The organism is bacterium (assembly GCA_037147175.1).
Lineage (GTDB): Bacteria > Cyanobacteriota > Vampirovibrionia > Gastranaerophilales > UBA9971 > UBA9971.
The window spans coordinates 122197-146626 of sequence record JBAWVS010000001.1 but is presented as its reverse complement, the minus strand read 5'-3'; the positions used below and the strand labels follow the sequence as shown (position 1 = coordinate 146626).

Below are 24430 nucleotides of genomic sequence, written 5' to 3'. Positions count from 1 at the left end.
AATTATTGCAAATTACTCCAAATTCTTAAAAATTAGCTGCTTGTGCATTGGTCTTGTTTTATAAATTGCTCTTCGCTATGTTCACAATGATGATTTTGGCGATTTTGCAATTCGAGTTAAATAATGAGGTTCTCCAATAAATAAAATATCCGGATAGTTAATATCCGGATATTACTGTTTAAAAATTTAATTAAAAAATTATTTTGAAGCGACTAATTCTTTAAATTTCTTACCGGCTGTAAAAGCAGGAACTGTTTTAGCAGGAATTTTAAGCTCTTTGCCTGTTTGTGGGTTTCTTCCCAATCTAGCTGCTCTTTTTCTGCTTTCAAATGAACCAAATCCAACTAAAGTAACTTTCTTACCTTTTGAAACTGTTTTAGTTATAGCTTCGATAGTAGCGTTAAGAACTTCAGCTACGTCTTTTTGTGATAATTTTGTTTTTTTAGCTACTTCTTTTACTAAATCTTCTTTGTTCATAAGAACCTCCCTTTTTTAGATAACCTTGCTATATTACATGTTAGTGCTTTTAATTACAATAATATTTGAAGAATTATAACAAAAAATATGTAATTATGTTTTCAACTTTAGAGATTTGAATTGTTGAAATTAAAGTAGTCCACGAGAAGAGAGATTAAAAACCTTGATAAATAAGAGCAGTACTTTCTTAAATTTAAAAAACTTAGTATAATAAGCCAGTAAAAGAATCAAAATTTTTTATTGCTGTTTTTCTTGAAAAGAAAGTCTATATCAATGACAGATAATATTCAAAAAAATAATAATTTACAAAAAAAAGCTTTAAATTTATTAAATTCGGGTATTAATGAATATTTTAAAAAAGATTTTGTTTCTGCAGCTAATTTTATTGAAGAAGCAAATCGAATTTTTATTAATATTAATGATCCGATTAATGCAGCAGTCTGTAATGCTGAACTTGCATTAGTTCAGTATGAAATATCAGATTTGAATTTGGCTAATTCGTATTTATTATTAAAAAAAGCGGCAAAAATGATTGAAGGAATTACTCATCCTCCAGAAATTAAAGCAAAAATCACTCATTATTACGGTAAATTAAATTATTATGAAAAGCGTTTTGCCGAAGCGTTAATATTATATACCAATACTTTGAAACAAACTGATGAGAGCAGTTTAGAGCATGCAAAAATTCTTGATAGCCTGGCAATATTTTTTTTACGGCTAAACAATCACCAACTTGTTTTGAAAAATCTGGATAGATCATTAAATATAAAGAAAAAAATAAATAATAAAGCCGAACTCGTGTACACAGAACTTTTGATCGGTAGATATTTATTAAGTATTGAAAATTATGAAGAAGCAAGTATACATCTGGATACGGCCTTGAGTTTAAATGAAGAAATAGGCTTTGGATCTTTAAATGCAAGGATTTTAGATGAATTAGCCAAAATATATATTTACACTGAAGATTTTAGCACCGCAGAAAAACTTTGCCTGAAATCTATTCAACAGGCTAAAGATACAAAAAATAACATAGAATTGGCATTTTCTCTTTCAACATATTCTTATATTTTGGCAATTAATAAGTTAAACGATAAAGCATTAGAAAATCTTGAGAAAGCTTCATTAATATTTTCCGAATTAAATATAAACAAGGGACAAGCATTTATTAATCAAACTCTTAGTGTTATTGAATTTAATAAAGGAAATTCGGAAAAATCAATTGAAAATCTTAATAAGGCTATTGAAATATTTAATAAACAGGGTCTTTATAAAGAAATTTCCAGGTCATACTTTTCCCTTGCAGGGGTTTATAAACAAAAACAGGATATACAATCAGCATTGACTTATACTTTAGAAGCAATGAAAATAGCTAAAAGTAATAATTATCCAGTTTTGGCAAGCAAAATAGAATCTTTGCTATCTGAATTGGTAGAACAGGAATTATCTGAAAGAACCTGCTTGCCTGAGATAACAGAAGCAGCTTTTAGTACAAATTTGTCTTTATATAATAATATATCTCTATTCGGGAATATAGAAACATGCGAAAACAATAATGATCCGCTTATAGCGTTGTTAAAAATAGGGAAAGCAATATACAACGAACCAAATCTTGATAAATTTCTTAAAATAGTTGCTAAAGAAACACAAAATGCGATGAATGCAGATAGATGCAGTGTATTTCTTTATGATAAAAATACTAATGAATTGTATTCAAGAATAGCTTCAGGCATAGATAATAAAGAAATAAGATTTTCTGTTAATTTAGGATTGGCGGGATATGTATTTATAACCGGTGAAATTATTAAACTTGATGATGCATACAGTGATCCGTTGTTTAATAAAGAAATTGACGAAAAAACAGGATATAAAACCAGTACTGTTTTATGTATGCCTATGAGAAATTCCAATCAGGAAATTATCGGGGTTTTTCAGGTTATTAATAAATTAAATAATAAAAGCTTTACAGATAATGATATAGAGATTCTTATGTCGATAAGTTCAAGTGTGGGAAGATCATTAGAAAATGTAACCCTGCTTAAAAAACAACTATTAATGTATGAAGATCAAAAAAAATCTTTTAAAAGTTTTATTAACACCCTGATAATTTCTATTGATGCAAGAGATAAAATTACGGCAGATCACTCTACCAATGTTACGGCATACACGCTTCTTACAGCGGACCAGCTCGGCTTATCCGAAGAAGAAAAAGAAATATTCGAATATGCGGCAATTCTTCATGATATAGGCAAGCTGGGAATTAAAGATGAAGTACTTTGTAAAAAAGGAAAATTAACGGATGAGGAATATAAGCATGTTCAGGGGCATGCAAAAATAACTTATGAAATTCTCAGTAAGATGTATTTTGAAGAAAAATTAAAAAATGTTCCCCAAATAGCTGCATTTCACCATGAAAAATTTAACGGCAAAGGGTATTATACAGGTATTTCAGGAACAGATATTCCTTTGGGAAGCAGAATAATAGCTATTGCAGATGTGTTTGATGCTATAACCTCGCAAAGACATTATAGAGAAAGAATGGCATTTAATCAGGTATTAGATATTTTAAAAAATGATGCTGATAATCATTTTGACAGTAAAATTATTGATAAATTTTTTGAAATTAACCTTGCAAAAATTGTTAAAATACTAACCTTTAAATCCGAAAATCCTTTGACAATTAGTGAATTATCGGATTTTAGCAAATTTAATCTTAATGATTTTTATTTGATTTTGAACAAGGATAAACCATTGCTAACAGCGGATGAAAAGCAAATTATTGATTTGTTTACAAGGGTTTATATCTAATAGCTGATATTGTTAAAAATATAAATTTAAGCAAAAAAAAGGCCGCTTTTTTGGGCGGCTACTAGATATGGGGAGGAGGGTTTTTGGGATTACCCACATTAAGTGGATATCTCTTAATTTTTATATCGGCTTTTATAATAAAAACTTTAATAAAAACTTTCATTTTTGTAACATTTGTAACATTTTTTTATAATATAATTTTTGGCAGTGGTAAAGAAGAAAGGAAAAGCTATGTCTGAAGAAAAAATAATTACAAAAGAAATGAGCATATTAGAAATTGTACAAAATTATCCTGAAACAATAGAAGTTTTTGCTCGCAACGGACTTGGATGTATCGGATGTGCGGCAGCAAGATTTGAAAACCTTGAAGCGGGCGCAAAAGTTCATGGTCTTGATCCTGACAAACTTGTCGAAGAACTTAATGCTGTTTTAGCATAAACAAGAATCTTATTGATCCTGGTTTAAAAGCCCTACAGAATCCGCTCTGCATTGTTTGCAATGGTACATTTGTTTTAGATAAACAGAACATTTTTTTCTGATTTCTACAAGCTTTTTATCATTAATCGGAGCCGTATTTTCAAATTTAGAATCTTTTGCAGGAATCAGCTTAGTTATGTTTGTTATAAAGGCACCATGTCTTTTAACAGTTTTGACGACTTTTTCTACATGGCTGTCATTGATTCCTTCAAGGCAAAGAATATTAACCTTGCAAGTCAATCCTGCCGAAGAAATCTTTTTTAATCCTGAAAGTTGGTTTTGTATTAAGATACTGCCGGATTTTTTAAGAGAAATATTTTCGCCTCTGTAATGTATTTTTTCATATATAAGGGGAATTAACCTTTCATCAACAGTATTAATTGTAATAGTCAAGTGTGTTATCCCGATATCTATTATTTCATTTGCATAATCAGGAAGCAAAAGCCCGTTTGTGGAAAGACAAAATAAAATATCAGAAGTCTCTTTTTTGATTAAATTAATGGTTTCTTTAACTTTGTCAAAATTGGCAAGGGAATCCCCTGGTCCGGCAAAGCCAACTACAGAAAGATTTTCTATGGTTTTTTTTGTTTTAATAAAAAATTTGCAAGCTTCTTTTGGGGTTAAAATTTTGCTTGTAACGCCGGGACGGCTTTCATTTGCACAATCATATTTTCTGTTGCAATAATTACATTGAATATTACAATCATAAGCAACCGGAAGATGGATTCTTGAATATTTTTTGCTTTTTTCTTCGCTGAAACACGGGTGATTTTTATTTAATTCTTCCACAAAACCGACTCTAAAATTAGGTTATCTCCACTGTAATTAATTTTTATCATTTTATCATCAACATTTTCAATAGAAACTTGCGGTTTTAAAATAATTCTGCCCGGAATCGTATGCCCTTTTGCTTCAATAAGTGAAACAGGAGTATTGTTTTCCTGTCTTAATTCGAGAAAATATTTTCCCGCATCAAATTTTAAATTAACAAGATAAAACCCCTGCTTTATCACCTGATTTTCATAAAGTATATCTACAGGTAAAATCAATAACGGGAGCGGTGAGTCAGGAGCTTCAAACATCGCTTTTTCTTCCGGCTGGACTTCAGTTCTTTTTCCTGATTTTTTATCTTTTTTCTTGGATTTTTTTATGAAACTTTCTTTTGTTTCTATAGCTTTTTTGTAATCAGGTGCCGAAATAATTTTTCCAAAGCCCGAGCTGCTATAATCTTTCATTAAATCTCCCCAATCATCCGTAGTTTCTTGCGCAAAGACAGGGAAAGAAAAAAATAATAAAAAAATTAGTGAAATAAAAAACTTCATGTGTACATCCAATTTGAATTGGCAGTTATGCAAATACTTCTTTTCTTACTTTGTTAATAATAAACAAAAGCTTTTTATCAACTTCAGACTCTTTTATTTCGAGCCTTTCAGCAATTTCACTATTATTAAGACCTTTTATATATCTCAATTTGAATATATTTTCATAAAAATCAGATTTATTTTCTTCATCAAGATTATAAACAATTTCTTCAATCTTTTTTATTTGAATTTTGGATAAGCAAGTTTTTTTGCTTGATACTTCTTCAAATGAAATATCATAATTTAAAGCAATATCACCATTTTCGTCAAATTCATAACCGATATTTAAAACATCCGCTTGCGTAGAAGCCTTGTTGTCAGTTTTTTTAATAATATTCGGCTTTGCTGAACTTTTGATTAATTCAAAGATCACAGTATTTGCTATTCTTTTTATATAGAATTTAATATTATCAAGTTCATTTTGTCTAGAAATAAGAGTAGATGAGCGCCTGACAACCTCATTAAAAAACTCATCAAGTAAAGATTCGTTCCCCTCATAACCATGAGCGTCTTTAATAATATTTTCTATAAATTCTTTTTGTTCTTGTGTAATATTCATTTTTTCTTCTCTAATTTTTTATTAAAAACTGATTATAAGATTTGCTTTAATTTTATCCTTATTTATATTGATTTTTGGAAGTTTAGTAAACTGAATAGTTGTTTTGTAGGTTTCCAAGCAAATCTTATCTACTTCTTTAGACCCACTGCTTTGAATTACGGTCGCTTCTAAAATATTGCCGTTTAAATCCATAACAGTTTTAAGTTCCATTTGAGTATTTAAAGCCCTTTCTTTAGCCAGTGACAAATCTCTTGCCAGTGCACTTTTTAAAGCTTGACCTGTAACCATAATATAATTTTTAAATATCGAATTTTCTGCCATATCCGCAGTGATTTCCCAGGAAACATTTCTTATATCGACATCATAGCTCTGTCTTGTAAAGGCTTCTGCAAGAACGGAACTTAAATCTTTATTAGTCGCAGGCCGAGCAGCCGGTTTAATTTTTTTCTGATACAGAGGCAAAAGATCTTTCTCTTTTATTGGCAATGTGTTTTGTTGTTGTTGCCCTGTCGGAATCTCGGGCGGCAATACTGTATTATTTAAATTTTTGTTATTGGTGCTTGTTGGATCTGGTAACGAACTTACTTGATTTATAGGTCGAGGATCCAGAATAGGTAAATTTTGATTTGTTAATGATTTATGATTTATCCACAAAGCAACTGCAATAGCCACAGTAATCCCTGCTGCTGCTATGCCTGCCGCCAATTTCAGGTCTATTATTCCAGTTCGTGGAGCAGTTTCATATTGATCCTCATCAAATTCTTCAAAGTCTTCCTGATCTTCTTGATTTTCATCAACTTCTTCAAAATCTTCAAAATTTTCTTGATCTTCTTGGTCTTCATCAATTTCAGAAATTTCACTGTCTTCAGTTAAAGATGTTTCTTCTGAAGATTCTTCATTTTCAGAATCAGAATTAAATTCTATTTCCTGAGATTCTTCCGAAATATTTTCATTATCTTCATATATTTCAGTAACAGTATTTTCTTTTTGTTCATTATCCTGCTGTATACCTTCTTGCAGAATATTTTCAAAAACAGGTTCAGCAGGGGGTTCAATAACCTTCAGTTCTGTAGGTGCCGGAGGAGATTCATTCTCCATATCTTTAAAATCAAAAAAGTCAGAAGAATCAACAACTTCAACATTATCAAAAGAAGAAAGAATATCATCTATATTGTATTCGATTGTCACATCATCAAATATATTATCTAAATCTGCGGCTTTGTCTATAGATAAAATTTCTTCACTAATTTCTTTATCCTGAACTTCTGAAAAATCAGCTTGAACTTCCGGTGTATTTTGGTGAAGGGAAACAACTTCATCTTCGTCATTCTTTTTGATTGAAAATTCTTCTGAAGAAGCAAGTGTTAATTCTGAAGAATTGCTCTGAGGTTCAAGAAAACTTTCACTTGCTTCTTCATTTATAAGTCCATTCCGGTCAATTTTAAATAATTCATCAGTAGAGTTTGTCTCATCTGCATTTAAATCGAAACTATCAAGAATTTCATCAGCAACAGGTTCATTTCCATTGGATAAAGTTTGATTATCGAAATGTTCCGATAGGGAAGATAACGTTTTTGAGATTCCTTGTGCAGAAGAGGCACTCATTGCTATAGCTGTACCGGCAATTAAACCGGAAACGCTTGCTGCTTGCAATGCCGAAATAATATGACCGCTTCCTAAAATTGTGCCGCTTAATAAAGCTAATTTGCCGGCTGCTTTTATAGTCTTTCCGATTTTTTTGGAAGGAAGCTGTTTTTTCTTTTTCTGCTTTGATTTTTTTTGATTTGAGCTTTTTTCCGTGTTTTCATCAGTTTCTTTTGCAATATTGATTTCTGTTTTTTCTCCCAACAGAATCGGATCACCTGCAAATAATTTTAAAGTATAATCTTCAGTATTTTTTTCGAAGTTGAATTTGTGTCCTGTAGCTTTAATTATGTTATCAATTTCTATAACATGGCTAAATTCCTGATTGCAATCAATGCATGAGGAAATATGCCGTGCAAAAAATTCCTTATCTAAAGAAGAAATTTTCCCGTCTATATAATGATAAAATAAGTCCCTTGCTTTTTTATGATCAAAAGCAGTATGTGAATTTTTGTGCTGGCCTGAGGAATTAATTACCTGTTTTAAAGAATCTATGGGATTTAATTGATCAGCCTCAATAAATACGTATTTATCGTTGCTTTTTTGCCTGTTTATTTTGTCAACGCCTATAAATCCTACAAACTCTGCCTTGTCAATAGAACTCTCTAATCGTACGCCTACATAAATATCCGCTAAAATATTATTTGAAAAATGGTCTTTCGGGATGCACATTTGAGGATAATCATTCCCCACAAAAGCTCTTACAGCTATTTTTAGATTATTTTCCACTGTTATATTGGCTATATCAAAGTCTTTGAGTAAAAATAAGCTCGAAAAGTCGTTATTTTTTGATATTATTGTTATTTCTTGCTCTTTTAAGTATTCACATAAGGCATTTGAAGCAATCAAAGAAATGTAAGCTTTTTTCTGTAAAGTTAAATTATTTAAGCTTGATACAGCAGCTTTCATCTCCATTTTAGCTTGTTTTTTAATTTTTTTGGCAAAAGCCTTTGTCATATCCCAAGTCCCTATTCGTACAGCAATATTATAAACATAATTTCAGGCACCTCCTATTGTAATGATTTTTATTAATAAATAAATCATTAATTTAGATGAATCTTAAGTTTTATAAGTTAATAATTCTTTTGATTTTTACTTATTTATCGGGGCGTGTTAAACTTTTTATTGACATGATAATAGGCTTTTTGTTCAATATAAATGAAAACCAAGCTGTTTTTTCAAAAACTAAACATTAGGAGTCAGGCAATTGTGTAGAATTGGCGCCGTTAAATCGAAAAAATATATTCATCCTTCCAAAGCACTTTTTTTGATGCGTTCTCAGCAAAAAGGACATGATAATTCCGGGTTTGCTATGGTTATGCAGGATTTGGGCGGAATTTTTAAAGATTATAAAGATCTTCCTATTCTTTCAATGGCATGCACCGATGAAGGATTGAATATTGCAGACAATATACTGGCAGAAGAAGGTTTTGTCAGAGCAATGCAGTGGAGTCCCGAAACAAATCCGGATACAAAGCTTATAATTGAAACGATGCCTCATTATATATTTCAGGTGCTTCAATACCCAAAAATTTTTAAACATGCCACTCGTGAAGAAAAAGAAGAACTTCTGGTTAAGACCAGACTAAGATTGAGAGAAGCCCTTGAAGTAGATGAAGAAGGTTATGTTTATTCCTTTTGGCCTGATGTTATTACACTTAAAGAAATTGGGGATCCCAAAGATATTGGAACATATTTTGGATTGTGGGAAGAATCTGACAATTTTACCGCAAAGATTATTACGGCTCAGTGCAGACAAAACACAAATTATGACATCGTAAGATACGCAGCACACCCGTTTTTCTTGCAGGGATATACGATTCTTGCAAATGGTGAAAATACATTTTATGAAAAAAATAAACTTTTTCAACAAAGCTTATTTGAAGGATATGTGGGCTTTGAATCAGATTCACAGTGTTTTTTGTATACTTTGCATTACTTAAATAAAGTATTAAAATGGCCTCTTAGCTATTATAAACATATTATTACGCCGCTTCCTCATGATGAAATTAATCAAAGACCTGACAAAACAGTTCTTTTGAAAATAAAAGAATCCCTTGCCCATCTGGAAATAAACGGACCAAACACAATTATAGGAGTGCTTCCTGATGGAACACTTTTTACATGCTGCGATTCTAAAAAATTAAGACCGGTTGTTATTGGACATACTGAAGATACTGTAATTATAACTTCCGAAGTGACAGGCATTAACGAGATTTTGCCTGAAAGAAATTGGGAAGATGATATTTACCCTCACGAAAGAGAAACAGTAGTAATTAACAATGATTTGAGGGTCGAAAGATGGCAACAATAAAAGTAAATGAACTTAATAAAGACGAGTTATTATGGCAAATAGAATATAATTCCGACAGATGCACAATGTGCGGAAAATGCGCGGCCGCATGTCCTTTTAATGCTATAGAAGCTTCTGTTGAAAAAAGAAGAAAAGTAATAAGCGAAGATTTAACGCCTGTTCCAAAAGTAAAGTTTCAAACAATACCTGTAATTAAACAAAATATTAATATACAAAATTTTTGCCGTGGTTGTGGAATTTGCGAAAAAGTCTGTCCAAATGAAGCTATTAAACCTGTAAGAAATCCCGATGAAAAATTTGCCATGAAAGTAAGAGCATATACTGGAGATTCTTATAAAAGGGGCGGAAGAAGCAACTTGCACACTTCACCAAGAGCTCTTGATAAAATTAAAATTGGTCGTATCTCCCAAATGACTGATCCTTCTCTTGATGCTCAAAGGCATACTTTTGAAATGCTTGCTCCGTTCGGAAGGGTGCTTCCCCCTGAACAAATACCTTTTCAAAATTTAAACGGGCATTTGGAGCTTAATACCAACTTGCCTCCCGTAAGATGGATTTATCCGATAATTCTCGGGGATATGTCAATTGGCGCGCTTTCAGGCAGGATGTGGGAAGCTCTTGCAATTGCTACCGCTTATATGAACGAAGAACTCGGAATCCCTATCCGCATGTGTTCAGGAGAAGGCGGTATGCCTATAAGACTGTTGAAATCAAGATATTTAAAATATATGATTCTTCAAATAGCTTCAGGCCATTTTGGCTGGAATAGAATTATAAACGCAATGCCGGATATGGTAGAAGACCCGGCTGGTGTTCTTATTAAAATAGGGCAGGGGGCAAAACCAGGTGATGGCGGACTTTTACAGGCAAAAAAAGTTGCCAGGCATATTCAGGAAATCAGAGGCGTTCCAAAAGCTGATCTTCTCAGTCCGCCAAACCATCAGGGACTTTATTCCATTGAAGAAAGCGTTCAGAAGATGTTTCTTTCCTTAAATGCCGCATTTAAGTTTAGAGTTCCTGTTGCAATCAAGGTTTCTGCAAGTGTAACAAGCATTTCTGTATATAATAATCTTTTAAGAGATCCATATAATATTGTCGGCGGATTTTTCCTCGATGGTATTTTCGGTGGAACGGGCGCTGCACACGAAATTTCACTTAACCACACAGGTCATCCGATACTTTCAAAGTTAAGGGATTGCTATCTGGGGGCAGTGCATCAGGGAAAACAGGGACAAATCCCTCTCTGGGCAGCAGGCGGACTTGGCATGCATGGAAATCTTGCAGCTGATGCCTTTAAAATGATTTGTCTTGGTGCAAATGGCGTATTTACAGGCAAATTATTGCTTCAAATTGCAGGATGTGTAGGCAATGATTATGGAAAATGCAATGCCTGCAATACAGGACTTTGTCCTGTAGGAATTTGCACGCAAAATCCCGTACTTGTGAAGCGACTTGATATTGATAAAGTTGCCGAAAATATTGTAAATTATTTCATAGCAACAGATCAGGAAATCAAAAAGCTTATGGCTCCTATCGGAAACAGTTCTTTGCCTGTTGGTCGCTCAGATGCACTTGTTACAACTGACAGCAGTATTGCGGAAAAACTTAAAATCCAGTACGCATGCTAGTAATAAAATTACAAATAATATGATAAAGCAGACTAAAGACCCCTGCATTGCGTTAGAGACATTTGTCTTTTGAATCTCTTCGTTGATTCACTTATCGCAATGACGGTCTTAAAATGGTATCTTTTATTTCGCAATCTACATACTAGGCTAAGATATCAACAGATGGCTTTTCTTTCCTCAGATAATCCACAAAGTTTCCACCATCAGCTAAATGATTATTAAGCTTTTCAGCTTTTTGATAATGTATAGCTGGATCAGAGTCATTTGTAGCTATCTTTACAAACTTAGAAGCAGTGTCTCTTGGTATCCCGCTTATTACAAATTTTTGTTCCGCTTCTTGGCAAGGTTTACAATCTTTGTTGTCACAGCCAAAAGCCGGTTTGATATTTCTGTTGAGATTAAATCCGATATTTGTCATTTTGTTTATCCTTTCTTTAAGTAATATTTCGACATTTAAAAAATTTTGTCTGTTTACATTGAGGTGTTTGGTTTCTTAATTTATCGATTTGCCCTTACGTTCTTAAGCATATTAACAATAGGTGCTAATTGTCCTTTTTTGCTTAAAGCTTCCTTTAGTGCCGCAGCATTTTTTAGATGATCTTCAGGTTTTTCAGATGGTGAAAAACTATCTTTTACATAAGCATCAGCTCTGCTTTCAGGTACGCCGGCAGCTGTCAATATTTTTTTTGAACTTTCACAATCTTCGCAGCCAAAAGCTGGTTTGATGTTTCTTTGGGGGTTAAATCCAATGTTTAGCATTTTGTTTCTCCTTTTTTTAGTTGTTAAATTACTTATTCAACAAATTATTAATTTACTGTAGTTTTTTTAAGTTCCTTAACATAGTAATCCAGGTTTCCGCCCACAGTGTTTGAAAGTTTTTCAGCCTTTTGTTCATGAGTCAATCCTTGTCTTTTTTCACTTCCTATCAAGGCGGTATTACTTTCTACAAACCCTTTAGCTCTGCGCGGTCCGACACCGGCGTCTGTTAATGTTTTTTTAATTTGCTCACATTTTTCACAACCGAAAGCCGGTCTGATGTTTCTCTGGGGAATAAACCCGATTGCTTGCATTTCCTTTCTCCTTATTTTTTAAATTATTTGTTCGATACTTGTATAAATCATGTGAAGGAAAAAAATTAACACCTTCCTGAAAAAAATTCTTTTGATTTTTCATGCAGAAAAGTAAAAACCCTTTAGTGGTAAGGTTTTTACGATTTAAAGTTTGCTTAATTTTTCTTAATATTTTCTACAAGGGTTTTCTACAAATTAACTGTTAAATAAACTAACGCGTCATTGAGAGGAGAGGCTTTAGGCCCGACGTGGCAATCCATTTTATTTTTTATAGATTGCTTCGCTATGCTCGCAATAACGATTTTAACGGTTTAGCAATTCGAGTTATTTAAATTTAATTGTAATAATCGAGAGTCAAAATATTTTCCAAAATACCTGTATTTATTAATTCGTCAATTTTTTGTTTTAATTCGTCAAGCTTTTTATCGCTATGATTTTCAAAATGTGCAACTTCTACAGGAAGTTTTATTTCATTTGTAAACTTTAAATTTATAAAATTATTGTTTAATTCAACAAACTGTTTATAACTTTTAAAATATTTCAAATGTTCAGGATTTATTCTGGAAGTTCTCTTCAAATAAAATTGAGCAGATTTTTCAAATTTCTCAACAAATTTTATAATAAAATCAATTTCATGAGAAGAATTAAGATCGTCTTCTTCTTTTTCGTTTGTAGAAAGAAGCGGATTTCCTTCAATTTCTCTGACATCACTTTTGTATTTCCAGAAAAGATAGCTTCCCCAGAGTATACATCCGAGATAAAAAGAAGCGCAAAGTTTTATTACAGGCACAATTTGATTTTCCAGATTTATAAAAGCAAATTTTTTCTGATGATTTTGTTTTAAATCAGATATTTCATCAAGATATTCAAAAGCTTCTTTTGGAAAAGCCGCTGCAAATTGCGAAAATCCCGGATCAAAGAGAACGAATTCACTCCCGCTTCGAATGGAAACGAGTTTATCCTGCATCAACGCCACCTCCACATCGCAAAGAAATTTTTATTTTTTCAATAAAGAACATAAAACTGTCCTTGCATCCTACATTAAATAAATGTTGAATATATTTATACACAGGAATTATACTATGGATTGGAACTGGTTTGTAAATAACATTGAGTTTTTATACAAACATTCAATTCCGATAGTAATTCCATCACTTAAGCCGGTGTCAATATGAATGTAGTGGGCTATGTAATATCTTACAAAGCTGATAAAACAGATAGATATGTTGAAAATAAAATTCAGCAGGAAAAAATACTGTCCTTTTGCGAACAAAACAGGCTTGAACTTGTAAAAACATATGTGGAAATTAACAATAGTAAGCCTGATATGCGACAGTTACTTGTTGAACTGATGAATAGCGCCCCAGGAAAGAAGTTTTCCGCTGTTTTGGTATATACTTATGATAGGCTGGCACTCGAAGAAGATATAAGAAACTGGATTATTCAGGAATTAAAAAACTATGGAGTAGAAGTTTATTCGCTTACGGAAGCCCCTCCATTAAGCTCTCAACAAAAAGCCGAAAAAAAATCAAAATCCATAAAAGAAAAATTAAGAGATTTACCTTCTTTGCCGGAAGTGGTTACAAAAGTTACAGAGCTTGTTCAGGACCCTAAGTCGTCTGCCGCACAACTCAGCAAAATCATTTCACACGATTCCGGTTTGACCTCAAGAGTTTTAAAAATGGTAAATTCTGCCTATTACGGTTTTCCCAAACAAATAAGTTCTATTCAGCATGCAATTACAATTATGGGATTTACGACAATAAAAAGCCTTGTGCTTTCTTCTAGTATTTTCAGGATTTTTGCCCCCAAATCAGGTACTGCAACAAGCCTTGATTACAAAAAATTCTGGAAACATTCACTTCTTACAGCAATTGCCTCGAGAAATATATATCAAAAACTTTTTTTTCAGGCTGATGAACATATCTTTAGTGCGGCAATTCTCCACGATATAGGCAAAATTATACTTGACCAGTATGACCATGACAATTATATCCGCGCACTTTCAGAAGCCCCCGGCTCACTTTTTTTTGGCGACGAAATTATGGCGGCAGAACAAAAAAACTGCGATGTTACACACCAGCACATCGGGCATTTTGTTTCAGAAAACTGGAACCTGCCTGAAATGATCTCTGATGTCATTCTTTATCACCACTCTCCGCTTGAATCCAAAAATCAACAAAATCTTACAACTGTTGTCTATCTCGGGAATATCCTTTCTCATCTTATACTTGATTATGAGGTTTTTAGTATAAATCTTTTTGATGACGAAATCCTGAGCCATATAGGATTAAACGAGGATGATCTGGCTTCAATTTTTGTTGAACTCAAACAAGAAGCCGAACAACTTAATGATTTAGAGTCATTCTTTAAATAATTTTTTTTATTAACTCGTGTTGCTGATTAAATTTACGCGTCATTGCGAGGAGAGGCTTTAGACTCGATGCGGCAATCCATTTTATTTTTTATGGATTGCTTCGCTATGCTCGCAATGACGGTTTAGCAATTCTGGTTATTAGTTATTTGGAAAAATGTTTCTACTCGATAGGGTAGAAACATCAGTATTTATCTGCTTTATAATATGCAAATTCGTTTCAGTATAATAAAAAAATTTAAGGAGAAATTCAAATGGAACAAAAACCAATGAAAGGAACAAGAACAGAACATAACTTAATGGCGGCTTTTGCGGGCGAATCACAGGCAAGAAACCGCTATACTTTTTATGCAAGCGTTGCAAAAAAAGAAGGATATTATCAAATTTCTGATATTTTTCTGGAAACGGCAGCAAATGAAAAAGAACACGCTGAAATATATTTTAAATTACTTGAAGAAAGACATCCTATCCAAATTACAGAAACTTATCCTTCAGCTTTTGGAAATACAGTGGAAAATTTAAGAGCTGCGGCAGAAGGTGAACATTTCGAATGGGAAACTTTATATCCCGGATACGCTAAAATTGCTGATGAGGAAGGGTTTCAAGAAGCAGCAAGTGCTTTCAGAAGAGTATCTCTGGTTGAAATTCTTCATGAATCCAGATACAAAAAGCTTTTGTATAATGTGGAAAATAACAGGGTCTTCGAAAGAGACGTTAAAGTTCAATGGAAATGCAATAATTGCGGATATATTCATTCCGCAACAAGAGCTCCGGAAGTTTGCCCCGTTTGCAATCATCCAAAAGCATATTATGAACTTTTTGCCGAAACTTATTAAAAATCTTTTATATAGATCTTTTGTGCATCTACCCAGTTTTCTATAGAAGATTTGTTTAAATTAGATACATGCTGATGAAAAGCAAGAAAAGCTATTCTTTCATTTATTTCCCTGTAAGCTTCTAACCAGTTAACATCAGGGTCAGGACAACCGTTTAAATAATGAAAATAAGCTTCTTCATTAATTCTTTCTTCAATAACCTGTTCCCTGAACGCCTGATTCCAGTCTTCAATAGCATCATCAGGGATATTTAACGATTTTCTGGCTATATATTTAAAATAAGCTCGTTCCCTTGTTTTATCCCAAAAATTTTTTCCCATGTTATATTCCCCCTCATTTTGATAAATTCCATTTTATCAGTATTACAGAGAGGTTTTATTCTCTTTAAGTACATAATTAATTTACCCGAATTGCTAGATCGTCACTGCGAGCATAGCAAAGCAATCTATAAAAATAAAATGGATTGCCGCGTCGAGTCTAAAGCCTCTCCTCATACAGCAATGACGCGTAAATTTAATTATTTTTATTCAAAACGCCTGATTGTTGTCTTTTTACGCTGACAACATCACTTACTGTATTTATGCTGGTGATAAGCTTATTAAGATGTTCTATATTTGCTATTTCAAGTCCGATTTCTATTGTAGAAAAATCCTTACTTCTTCTTTTAATAGTTGCCTGTACAATATTGGTTCTGCTGTCCGCAATTTTACCGAGAACATCTTTAAATATGCCTATTCTGTCTATTGTTTCTATATAAATCTTAGTCGTATAAGTTTTATTAGAGTCAGCCTGATTCCAACCTATAGGTATAACTCTTTCTCCGTCTACAATTTGAAGCGACTTGCAGTCTTCTCTATGTACACTTACGCCGCGGCTTCTTGTTACAACACCAACTATTGGTTCTCCCGGAACAGGTGAACAGCATTTTGAGAAATGATGAAGCATTCCTTCAAGCCCCTCAATGGATTTTGATGATTTAGACGTGGAGGTCTTTGTGATTTTAATTTTAGGTGCTATCTGGTCAACCTTAAGCTTATTGAGAATTTTTTGCAGAGTAATTTCTCCATAACCAATAGCGGCAAAAAGATCATCTTCTGCCTGATAATTCATTTGCTTTGCGATTTCAAGAAGTTTTCCGTCTCTTATAAGCTCTTCAACGGCAGCTTTGGTCATTTCATGTTCAAGATTGCTTCTTCCCTGTAAAATATGCTCATCTCTGTGGTTTTTCTTAAACCAACCGCGAATTCTGCTTTTTGCCTGATTTGTAACGACTATATTAATCCAATCCAGACGGGGTTTTGCTTGCTTTCCTGTCAAAATTTCGACAATATCACCGTTTTTTAGCTTTGTATCAAGCGTTACAATACGACCGTTCAGCATGGCTCCTGTACATCTGTGACCGATTTCCGTGTGAATTCTGTACGCAAAATCCAACGGAACAGCGTTGGCAGGCAAATCTATTACATCACCCTGCGGTGTGAAAACAAAAACTTCATCGGAAAAAAGATCGAGTTTTACACTGTCAACGTATTCTTTTGCATCTTTTGTATCATTTTGAATTTCAACAAGTTTTCTCAGCCAGCTGAATTTCTCCGCATCTTTTGAATTAGCTTTTACAGGCACACCGGACTCTTTATATTTCCAATGGGCAGCTAGACCGTGTTCTGCTATTTCATGCATTTCATGTGTTCTTATTTGAACCTCAAGAGGCTTGCCCCTCGGTCCAATTACAGAAGTATGCAATGACCTGTAAAGGTTGTTTTTAGGCATGGCTATGTAATCTTTAAAACGCCCGGGAATTGGCTTGAACGCAGAGTGAATAAGCCCGAGAACTTCGTAACATTCTTTTTCATCATCAACTATCACTCTAACAGCGGTTATATCATACAAATCCTGATATGACATTTGTTTACGGTGCATTTTTGAGAAAATACTGTAATAACTTTTTGCTCTACCGGTTATTACCGCTTTTATATGCATTGCTTTTAAATTATTGTCGATTTTTTCTATAATTGTTTGGATGGTATGATCTCTCTCGGCCTTTGCCTGAGCCACCAACTGCGCAATTTCAAAATATTTTTCAGGATTGCTGTATCTTAAAGAAAGATCTTCAAGCTCTGTTTTTACCAAGCCCATTCCGAGTCTGTTGGCTAACGGAACAAAAATTTCGAGGGTTTCTTTTGCAATTTCTTTTTGTTTTTCAAGCTTCATGTAGTTCAAAGTTCTCATATTATGAAGCCTGTCTGCCAATTTAAGGAAAATTATCCTTATATCCTCTGCCATTGCAAGGAACATTTTTCTGAAATTTTCCGCCTGACGTTCTTCTTTAGAACTGAAGCTGAATTTGCTCAGTTTAGTAACACCGCTTACCAGTGTTAAAACATCTTGACCAAAACGTGATTTTATAGCTTCAGGGCTGGTTTCTGTATCTTCCAGAGTATCATGCAGCAAAGCTGCACAAATAGTATCAGTATCCGCCTGCAAATCAGCCAGAATACAGGCAACTTCAAGAGGATGAAGAATATAAGGCTCTTCACTTGCTCTATATTGCCCTTCATGCAAACCCGCCGCAAAATCGAATGCTGAATGAATTTTTTCAACATCCTGTTCAGGTCTCTTTTGTTGTTTTAGAATGGTACCTAATTGGTCAAAAAGTTGCTTATGCATTTTTTATAATTAACGATTCGTTTAATTTATTTATAATATTGTACTCTTTATGGGTAATATACACAATATGAACAAATCAAGTAATAATGTTCTTAAAATAACCAAACTCGAAAACGGTATAAAATTAAGTGTAAAAGTCGTACCTAACTCTTCAAAGTGCGAAATTTCGGGTATAATGGACGACAGTTTAAAAATAAAGCTTGATGTGCCGCCGGTAGAAGGAAAAGCAAATGAAAAATGCATCAAATTTCTGGCGAAAATTCTTGGAATTTCAAAAACTTCTATAACTATTGTTAGCGGTGAAACAAATAAAAATAAAATTTTATTTATAAAGGGCGATGCTGAAGAATTAAATTCTAAAATACAAAATTTTTTATGATAATATAATTTTTATAAATGAAATTCAAAAATTCGCGGAGGGATAAATGATAGCTTTTTTCCAGATTTTACAAACATTATCAGGTTTATTATTAATATTATTAGTTCTTCTTCATTCTCCAAAAGGAGATGGAATGGCTTCTATTGGCGGAGCAGCACAATTATTTTCCAGCCAAAAAGGTGTTGAATCAGGATTAAACAAAATAACCGGCGGCGTATCATTTATTTTTGTATATGTTTCTCTTGTTTTAGGGTACAAATTAACAGATTTAACTTCTATAATAGGCAGCTTGATTGTTTTAGGCGCTGTAGTTTTTCTTGTGTCCCTATTTAAAAAGTTCTTTATGAGAGCGGAATAAACTGCAAAAATATTTTTTAAAATTGCAGAAATAAATAATCCCGGTCGCCAATTAATTTATTTTTACAAATTGTCATTCTGAGGGCTAAAGCCCGAAGAATCTGTCCAGTAAGCATTTTTAGCTAAAATCACAAATTGGACAGATCCTTCGCTTTGCTCAGGATGACATTCTCAAAAATCAATATTTGCAATAATTTTAGCTAATTGGCGACTCGAGTTAAATAATGATTCAAAAAAATCCTCCAAATATATAGTTAACAAATCTCTGATTAAATGCTTTAATATAACAAGAGGTTTGTTAGGAGATAGAAATCCGATTGAATACTCTCAATGAAACAAAAATAATAGTTCCGGCAGAACACACCGAAAGTGTCGCCAGAGCTATTTTTGCTTTAGAAGAAGGTGCTTTTACAAAAATTATATGCGGTGCAGCGAACACGAATGAAAAACATGTCGAAAGGCTTGCACTGGTTTACGCATTGAGCGGGGTAAATGTGATAGATGTTGCCCCCTCGCAAACAATAATTCAGTCTGCAAAAGCAGGAATTAAAAAAGCTTCCGACCTTTATAATAAAAATCCGGAAGCTTTTGCGCATTATAAAGAGCCTGTATTGATGGTAAGTCTCGATGCAGGAGATGATTTACATTTCAGGAAGGCTGAAATTAATTACAGTAAATGCTCAAGTTGTTTTGAATGTATAAATTCGTGCCCTGCAAGGGCTTTATCAACAGCTTATTCTTCTAAGGGTGACAGCCTTAAAAACCTGCATCCCGCCGACGAAATCCTTCAATCCGCTGTGCAGGAAGATAAAAAAATACAACTCAATAAAGATAATTGCTTAGGCTGTGGAAGATGCAGCGAAGCATGTTTGCAAAACGCAATAAGCTTTACAAAACTTAGCAATTCTTTTGATTTTGATTTTAAAGAAATTAAATCTATAGAAATACATACAGGAAGCAGTTCCATAGAGGAGGTGAAAATTTTTCTGGAATTAAACGCACAGTTGCTCACAAACATCGAGCTTTTGTCATTTTGCGTTGAATCAAAAAGATTTAACACTACTGAATTACTGGATTACACAAGCTCTTTGACAGAGCTTATCCCTCAAAAAGTAATTTTGCAGATAGACGGAGTGCCTATGGGCGCAACAGATAAGCCGTCTTCTTCTTTGCAGGCTGTTTCGGCAGCGACAATTCTTGTGGAAAATAAAACAAATGCTTACATACAAATTTCGGGAGGAACAAATTATTTTACTAAAAAATTGGTGAATCAACTCGATTTAAAAATTTCAGGGATAGGATACGGAACTTTTGCGAGAAAAACAATTCTATCTTATTTAGATGAGCTTGAGGAAATTTTTATTATGCAATTGCAACGAATTGTTAACATTACTACAAGCTTAGTAGTAAATTAATGCAAAGTGGCGGAAAAAGATGTATAATGTAGGTATAAAAAAGGAGTACGGAATAAAACACAAAGAAAACCTATCTGAAGAAAAATATTATGGACGTAGTTTTTGCAGAGAGGAGCATTCCGTGAATTTAGAAGAAAAAAACTTTTCGAATTCTGAATTTTACAGTGATTTAGAAAAACTTGCTGCTGTATTGCCGCCTAAAATAATCGGCGAAATGAAAAAACTTAAACTGGATGATATAGTAGAAGTTGTTTTGGATATTGGAAGAAGAGGCGAATTAAGGCATTTAGACAAGTCTATCGAATATCTCGGACAAGAATTTGTAACCCAAAAAGATATTGATTCCGTAATTTCAAAAATAGATGATTTTACATCCGATAACAGATCCGGTATTCCGGGAACACTCCACAGAATTAGCGCTATTCGCAACAGAAAAGGTCATGTTATAGGTCTTACATGCAGAGTCGGCAGGGTCGTAACCGGAACTATTAATTGTATAAAAGATTTAGTGCTTCAAGAAAAAAGTATTTTATTTCTCGGAAAACCGGGCGTGGGAAAAACTACAAAACTCAGAGAAATAGCAAGGCTTTTAGCCGATGATTTGAGCAAACGTGTTATTGTTGTCGACACTTCCAATGAAATTGCCGGAGATGGCGATGTTCCCCATATTGCGATTGGCAAATCAAGACGTATGCAAGTTTTATCACCGGAACGTCAAAAAGATGTGATGATTGAGGCTGTTGAAAATCATACACCTGAAGTGATTGTTGTAGATGAAATAGGTACAGAGCAAGAAGCACAGGCTGCCAGAACAATAGCCGAAAGAGGCGTAATGCTTATTGCTACAGCACACGGAAATCTCCTTGAAAATCTTATTAAAAACCCTACTTTGTCAGACTTAGTCGGCGGAGTAAATACTGTAACGCTGGGCGATGATGAAGCAAGAAGAAGAGCTTGCCAGAAAACTGTTCTTGAAAGAGAAAAACAGCCTACTTTTGATATAATAATCGAAATCAGAGACAGAGAAACTCTCGCAGTATATCCAAATGCGTCTGAAGCCGTTGATTGTATCCTTAGAGACTGGCCTATATCTCCTGAAATCAGAAAAATTGATCACAAAGGAGAAACTGTCGAAGTTAAACAGGCTGAAAAAGCAGAAAAAATCGAGCAGAAAGTTAACTTTGAAGCTTTTGTGGACAAATACACCAAAAACATTAGAGCCTCAAGCAAAAAAATATTTATCTACGCTGTAAGCCGCTCAATGGTTGATAAAGTTATTGAAAGACTTGACATTGACGTTGAAATCACAAGAAATATCGATGAAGCCGATGTCGTAATTGCACATAACAGCTTTTCAAAAGGCGGCGCAAAAATCTTAAATGTCGCCAAAGATTATCATTTGCCTATTCATTTTGTAAAATCAAATACAATGCCTCAAATTCAAAAAGCGATTAAAGATTCTTTCGGCATGAAAGAAAAACCTGGGGATTCTTACGGAATGGCTTGTTTTGATGAAACTGAAGAAGCATTAAAAGAAGTTCAAGGAGCTGTTTATAAAATTCTAAACGGTTCAGACTCAATAGAACTCGAACCAAGAAAATCACATATAAGAAAACTTCAGCATGAAATCATTGAAAAGTATAACCTGACAAGTACAAGTGTCGGTGAAGAGCCTGAAAGACGCTTGAAAATCATATCGACTAACGGTTTAAAAGAAGTCGGATAAAATAAAATGAAATTTAACGCTTGTGCAACTCCTGTTACTTATGCTTATAAAGCTTTAGGATTTCCGAAAAAACTTTAAAGCCTATAACGGGAGATAGCCAAATTGCACCTTCATTAACCGTCTGAATAATCATTTTTAGATGCTGAATTTTAATATCTTTGTTAACATAAGCAGAAGCTCCTGCTATCAATGAATCTATGGCTTCATTTTTATCCGAATGAGCTGTTAACGCTATAATTTTAATAAACGAATTAGTTTCTTTTATTTTTTTAGTGGCTTCCGTTCCTGAAATAACAGGAAGCCCGAGATCCATAATTATTACATCGGGCCGAAGCTCTTTGGCAAGATTGACTGCCGTCTGTCCATCTTTTGCTTCCCCCACAACTTTAAAAGCAGAATCTTCCTGAAGAAAATCTATAATCACTTTTTTATACAAATTTTCATCTTCTACAATTACTATTGTTATTTGAGGAGCTGAATCTGTTAAATACACATCAATCTCCTTTTATCTCATCAGTTAACGGCAAAGTAAAATAGAAAGTAGTTCCCTTGCCCTCTTCTGATTCAAACCATATTGTTCCCCCGTGATATTCAACTATTTGTTTTGACAAATAAAGCCCGAGACCCGTACCAACTTTTCTCTTACTTGTCTGATATTTTTGAAAAATATTGGCTTTTTCTGCTTCAGGGATTCCGGCACCATTATCACTTATTGAAATAAGAATTTCGTTTTCTCTCTTTTCGGCGGAAATATTTATTTCTACTTTTTTAGGATTATGTTTAATGGCATTAATTATTATATTTATAAAAACCCGTCTGATTTCATCAGGATCCATGTAAATATCCATAAGAATTTCCTGAATATTTTTAATAATTTCTGATTCGTTATCATCAGCCATAGGTTTTATTGTTCTTATGGCATCATCAATTATTTTAGATATATTTGCCGGTTCTTTTTTTATTTCATGCAAGCCAAGATCCATTGAATAAACAAGAAGAAGATTTGTTATAAGCCTTAAAAGCTCTTCATTTGTCTTATATATATCATTCAAATACGTCATAATGCTTTGAATACTGGCATCCTGTTTTTTTGATATTATGAATTCAAGGGCTTTTTGCTCGGCATAAATAGGGCTCTTCAAATCATGAACAAGCGAGGCTATAAAAATTTCTTCAATTGCTCTTATTTCTTTTCTGCTTCTGATTTCAATATAAATAATTGCGGTAGTTCCAACAATTAACTTTAAAGATTCTATATCCTGATACGACCATTTTCTCGGAATATCAGAACAGACCATAACCCTTTCTTCTATTTTCCTTTCGCCTTTAACAGGTGAAAGGATTTCAATAGGATAGAGCATAAAAGCTTTAATATTATTTTCTTCCAGAAATTTCTTTAATTTGGTATTTTGAATTTGCTCAAGAGTATTTACCGTTATAATTGAATGTTCTGTATAATTTTCCAGTTCCTTAAAAGAATCCTGTGTAAAAATTATTTTTCCTTCAAACTCTTTAACTCTATCTTTTAATGCTTCATTTATGACGACAAAATTTCCTAAAGAATCGGTATTTAAGTGTAAAACCTTGTTCACTCCATACATATCCGCCAATTTATTGACCAAATACTCAAATACTTGCTCAAGGTTTTCATAACCCCTGACTTCCATTATTATTTCTTTGAGTATTTTTTCGTAACTAACAGCCTTGATAAGACTATTTTGGACTTTAAACAAATGAGTCCCGATAGAAATTTGTCTTGCAGCAGGAATTAAAAATTCCAGATTTTTTCCTGATAAAAGTTCTGTGGATTCTGTGTTCGTTATAAAAAATGCAGATTCAAGCTCTCCTCTAAAAAAAATGGGCAGTATTATTTCATTATTTATTTCCAGATTTTCAAAAAGCTGCTTAAATGTTTCGGGATATTCAGGTTTATTAATATCATCGATTATAAAAAGATGCTTTTCTTGTGTTAATTTATCTTTTAAAAACCTGTCAAACTCTATAGGATAAAGCATCTTTCTCTTTGAGGAAGGACTTTCTTTATTTTTTCTGTATTCTTCGACAACCTCCGAAAAAGTATTTATATCTTTATCATAAAACCTGAAATGCACTCTGTCTGCATTAAAGAGCTTGCCCAGTTCCATCGTTATATTTCTGACAGCTTCCTCGAGATCGTCACTTATTAAAGTATTAATAATTATATTTTTTAGATTTTCATTATCGTCACTCATAAATCAGGACTCCATTTTTTATATAAAAAACATAATGAAATACTTTATATAAAAAAACATCACTAAGTAGAATAACGTTATTTTTTCCCGTTAATTATTTTTGTAAAAGT

General features: G+C 33.3%; 23 protein-coding genes. 10 read left to right on the top strand and 13 right to left on the bottom strand.

Annotated elements, in window-relative coordinates; translation table 11 throughout:
- Positions 1 to 198: 198 nt before the first annotated feature.
- Positions 199 to 477, bottom strand: coding sequence for an HU family DNA-binding protein (locus WCG23_00700; GenBank protein MEI8388379.1), 279 nt, complete (start codon positions 475 to 477; stop codon positions 199 to 201).
- A 273-nt stretch (positions 478 to 750) separates the two neighbouring features.
- Here WCG23_00700 and WCG23_00695 point away from each other — a divergent pair, with 273 nt between their 5' ends.
- Positions 751 to 3282, top strand: coding sequence for an HD domain-containing phosphohydrolase (locus tag WCG23_00695; protein ID MEI8388378.1), 2532 nt, complete (start codon positions 751 to 753; stop codon positions 3280 to 3282).
- A gap of 231 nt (positions 3283 to 3513) precedes the next feature.
- Positions 3514 to 3720: a DUF1858 domain-containing protein gene (locus WCG23_00690; GenBank protein MEI8388377.1), complete on the top strand. Its 207-nt coding sequence runs from the start codon at positions 3514 to 3516 to the stop codon at positions 3718 to 3720.
- 9 nt (positions 3721 to 3729) lie between these two features.
- Here WCG23_00690 and WCG23_00685 read toward each other — a convergent pair whose 3' ends face one another.
- From WCG23_00685 to WCG23_00670, 4 genes are all read right to left on the bottom strand, one after another.
- On the bottom strand, positions 3730 to 4548 hold the full coding sequence (locus WCG23_00685) for a radical SAM protein (protein ID MEI8388376.1): 819 nt from the start codon (positions 4546 to 4548) through the stop codon (positions 3730 to 3732).
- On the bottom strand, positions 4536 to 4994 hold the full coding sequence (locus WCG23_00680) for a hypothetical protein (protein MEI8388375.1): 459 nt from the start codon (positions 4992 to 4994) through the stop codon (positions 4536 to 4538). The genes WCG23_00685 and WCG23_00680 overlap by 13 nt, the downstream gene beginning before the upstream one ends.
- A 112-nt stretch (positions 4995 to 5106) precedes the next feature.
- On the bottom strand, positions 5107 to 5679 hold the full coding sequence (locus tag WCG23_00675) for an ECF-type sigma factor (GenBank protein ID MEI8388374.1): 573 nt from the start codon (positions 5677 to 5679) through the stop codon (positions 5107 to 5109).
- A gap of 21 nt (positions 5680 to 5700) precedes the next feature.
- A complete protein-coding gene (locus tag WCG23_00670) occupies positions 5701 to 8280 on the bottom strand; it encodes a hypothetical protein (GenBank protein MEI8388373.1) in 2580 nt (859 codons plus the stop codon).
- 250 nt (positions 8281 to 8530) lie between these two features.
- Here WCG23_00670 and WCG23_00665 point away from each other — a divergent pair, with 250 nt between their 5' ends.
- Both WCG23_00665 and WCG23_00660 read left to right on the top strand, forming a co-directional pair.
- Positions 8531 to 9637, top strand: a complete 1107-nt coding sequence (locus WCG23_00665; GenBank protein MEI8388372.1) for a glutamate synthase — start codon at positions 8531 to 8533, stop codon at positions 9635 to 9637.
- Complete coding sequence (locus tag WCG23_00660) at positions 9625 to 11265, top strand: glutamate synthase-related protein (GenBank protein MEI8388371.1); 1641 nt, start codon at positions 9625 to 9627, stop codon at positions 11263 to 11265. Before WCG23_00665 ends, WCG23_00660 begins: the two co-directional genes overlap by 13 nt.
- Before the next feature lie 142 nt (positions 11266 to 11407).
- On the opposite strand, the gene WCG23_00655 is transcribed toward WCG23_00660, so the two are convergent.
- The 4 genes from WCG23_00655 to WCG23_00640 all read right to left on the bottom strand — a co-directional run bounded on the left by WCG23_00655 (position 11408) and on the right by WCG23_00640 (position 13302).
- Positions 11408 to 11683 carry a hypothetical protein gene (locus WCG23_00655; protein MEI8388370.1) on the bottom strand — a complete coding sequence of 92 codons (276 nt, stop codon included), beginning with the start codon at positions 11681 to 11683 and terminating at the stop codon, positions 11408 to 11410.
- Between the two features lie 80 nt (positions 11684 to 11763).
- On the bottom strand, positions 11764 to 12024 hold the full coding sequence (locus WCG23_00650) for a hypothetical protein (GenBank protein MEI8388369.1): 261 nt from the start codon (positions 12022 to 12024) through the stop codon (positions 11764 to 11766).
- A 47-nt stretch (positions 12025 to 12071) separates the two neighbouring features.
- Positions 12072 to 12335 (bottom strand): hypothetical protein, encoded by a 264-nt coding sequence (locus tag WCG23_00645; GenBank protein ID MEI8388368.1) that lies wholly within the window; start codon positions 12333 to 12335, stop codon positions 12072 to 12074.
- A 334-nt stretch (positions 12336 to 12669) separates the two neighbouring features.
- Complete coding sequence (locus WCG23_00640; GenBank protein ID MEI8388367.1) at positions 12670 to 13302, bottom strand: hypothetical protein; 633 nt, start codon at positions 13300 to 13302, stop codon at positions 12670 to 12672.
- Positions 13303 to 13506: 204 nt separating this feature from the next.
- Here WCG23_00640 and WCG23_00635 point away from each other — a divergent pair, with 204 nt between their 5' ends.
- Both WCG23_00635 and WCG23_00630 read left to right on the top strand, forming a co-directional pair.
- Complete coding sequence (locus tag WCG23_00635; GenBank protein ID MEI8388366.1) at positions 13507 to 14712, top strand: HDOD domain-containing protein; 1206 nt, start codon at positions 13507 to 13509, stop codon at positions 14710 to 14712.
- A gap of 251 nt (positions 14713 to 14963) precedes the next feature.
- On the top strand, positions 14964 to 15545 hold the full coding sequence (locus tag WCG23_00630) for a rubrerythrin family protein (protein MEI8388365.1): 582 nt from the start codon (positions 14964 to 14966) through the stop codon (positions 15543 to 15545).
- Here WCG23_00630 and WCG23_00625 read toward each other — a convergent pair.
- Positions 15542 to 15865 carry a hypothetical protein gene (locus WCG23_00625; GenBank protein MEI8388364.1) on the bottom strand — a complete coding sequence of 108 codons (324 nt, stop codon included), beginning with the start codon at positions 15863 to 15865 and terminating at the stop codon, positions 15542 to 15544. The genes WCG23_00630 and WCG23_00625 overlap by 4 nt on opposite strands.
- A gap of 193 nt (positions 15866 to 16058) precedes the next feature.
- Positions 16059 to 18212: a bifunctional (p)ppGpp synthetase/guanosine-3',5'-bis(diphosphate) 3'-pyrophosphohydrolase gene (locus WCG23_00620; protein MEI8388363.1), complete on the bottom strand. Its 2154-nt coding sequence runs from the start codon at positions 18210 to 18212 to the stop codon at positions 16059 to 16061.
- Positions 18213 to 18279: 67 nt separating this feature from the next.
- Here WCG23_00620 and WCG23_00615 point away from each other — a divergent pair, with 67 nt between their 5' ends.
- From WCG23_00615 to WCG23_00600, 4 genes are all read left to right on the top strand, one after another.
- Positions 18280 to 18591: a DUF167 domain-containing protein gene (locus WCG23_00615; GenBank protein MEI8388362.1), complete on the top strand. Its 312-nt coding sequence runs from the start codon at positions 18280 to 18282 to the stop codon at positions 18589 to 18591.
- 46 nt (positions 18592 to 18637) lie between these two features.
- Positions 18638 to 18949 carry a preprotein translocase subunit SecG gene (secG, locus tag WCG23_00610; protein ID MEI8388361.1) on the top strand — a complete coding sequence of 104 codons (312 nt, stop codon included), beginning with the start codon at positions 18638 to 18640 and terminating at the stop codon, positions 18947 to 18949.
- A gap of 316 nt (positions 18950 to 19265) precedes the next feature.
- Positions 19266 to 20363, top strand: a complete 1098-nt coding sequence (locus WCG23_00605) for an LdpA C-terminal domain-containing domain (GenBank protein ID MEI8388360.1) — start codon at positions 19266 to 19268, stop codon at positions 20361 to 20363.
- 121 nt (positions 20364 to 20484) lie between these two features.
- The gene (locus WCG23_00600; protein MEI8388359.1) at positions 20485 to 22089 is read left to right on the top strand and encodes a R3H domain-containing nucleic acid-binding protein; all 1605 of its coding nucleotides are present in this window, start codon (positions 20485 to 20487) and stop codon (positions 22087 to 22089) included.
- 34 nt (positions 22090 to 22123) lie between these two features.
- On the opposite strand, the gene WCG23_00595 is transcribed toward WCG23_00600, so the two are convergent.
- Both WCG23_00595 and WCG23_00590 read right to left on the bottom strand, forming a co-directional pair.
- Positions 22124 to 22582, bottom strand: a complete 459-nt coding sequence (locus WCG23_00595; protein MEI8388358.1) for a response regulator transcription factor — start codon at positions 22580 to 22582, stop codon at positions 22124 to 22126.
- Position 22583: 1 nt separating this feature from the next.
- Complete coding sequence (locus WCG23_00590) at positions 22584 to 24320, bottom strand: GAF domain-containing sensor histidine kinase (protein ID MEI8388357.1); 1737 nt, start codon at positions 24318 to 24320, stop codon at positions 22584 to 22586.
- Positions 24321 to 24430: the final 110 nt, after the last annotated feature.

What these genes read in the sequence shown, in the direction of transcription:
- WCG23_00635 (MEI8388366.1), top strand. Translation starts at nt 13,507, where the DNA reads ATGAATGTAGTGGGCTATGTAATATCTTACAAAGCTGATAAAACAGAT.
- WCG23_00670 (MEI8388373.1), bottom strand. Translation starts at nt 8,280, where the DNA reads ATGACAAAGGCTTTTGCCAAAAAAATTAAAAAACAAGCTAAAATGGAG.
- WCG23_00650 (MEI8388369.1), bottom strand. Translation starts at nt 12,024, where the DNA reads ATGCTAAACATTGGATTTAACCCCCAAAGAAACATCAAACCAGCTTTT.
- WCG23_00695 (MEI8388378.1), top strand. Translation starts at nt 751, where the DNA reads ATGACAGATAATATTCAAAAAAATAATAATTTACAAAAAAAAGCTTTA.
- WCG23_00675 (MEI8388374.1), bottom strand. Translation starts at nt 5,679, where the DNA reads ATGAATATTACACAAGAACAAAAAGAATTTATAGAAAATATTATTAAA.
- WCG23_00690 (MEI8388377.1), top strand. Translation starts at nt 3,514, where the DNA reads ATGTCTGAAGAAAAAATAATTACAAAAGAAATGAGCATATTAGAAATT.
- WCG23_00655 (MEI8388370.1), bottom strand. Translation starts at nt 11,683, where the DNA reads ATGACAAATATCGGATTTAATCTCAACAGAAATATCAAACCGGCTTTT.
- WCG23_00640 (MEI8388367.1), bottom strand. Translation starts at nt 13,302, where the DNA reads ATGCAGGATAAACTCGTTTCCATTCGAAGCGGGAGTGAATTCGTTCTC.
- WCG23_00615 (MEI8388362.1), top strand. Translation starts at nt 18,280, where the DNA reads ATGAACAAATCAAGTAATAATGTTCTTAAAATAACCAAACTCGAAAAC.
- WCG23_00625 (MEI8388364.1), bottom strand. Translation starts at nt 15,865, where the DNA reads ATGGGAAAAAATTTTTGGGATAAAACAAGGGAACGAGCTTATTTTAAA.
- WCG23_00620 (MEI8388363.1), bottom strand. Translation starts at nt 18,212, where the DNA reads ATGCATAAGCAACTTTTTGACCAATTAGGTACCATTCTAAAACAACAA.
- WCG23_00680 (MEI8388375.1), bottom strand. Translation starts at nt 4,994, where the DNA reads ATGAAAGATTATAGCAGCTCGGGCTTTGGAAAAATTATTTCGGCACCT.
- WCG23_00660 (MEI8388371.1), top strand. Translation starts at nt 9,625, where the DNA reads ATGGCAACAATAAAAGTAAATGAACTTAATAAAGACGAGTTATTATGG.
- WCG23_00700 (MEI8388379.1), bottom strand. Translation starts at nt 477, where the DNA reads ATGAACAAAGAAGATTTAGTAAAAGAAGTAGCTAAAAAAACAAAATTA.
- WCG23_00590 (MEI8388357.1), bottom strand. Translation starts at nt 24,320, where the DNA reads ATGAGTGACGATAATGAAAATCTAAAAAATATAATTATTAATACTTTA.
- WCG23_00630 (MEI8388365.1), top strand. Translation starts at nt 14,964, where the DNA reads ATGGAACAAAAACCAATGAAAGGAACAAGAACAGAACATAACTTAATG.
- WCG23_00645 (MEI8388368.1), bottom strand. Translation starts at nt 12,335, where the DNA reads ATGCAAGCAATCGGGTTTATTCCCCAGAGAAACATCAGACCGGCTTTC.
- secG (MEI8388361.1), top strand. Translation starts at nt 18,638, where the DNA reads ATGATAGCTTTTTTCCAGATTTTACAAACATTATCAGGTTTATTATTA.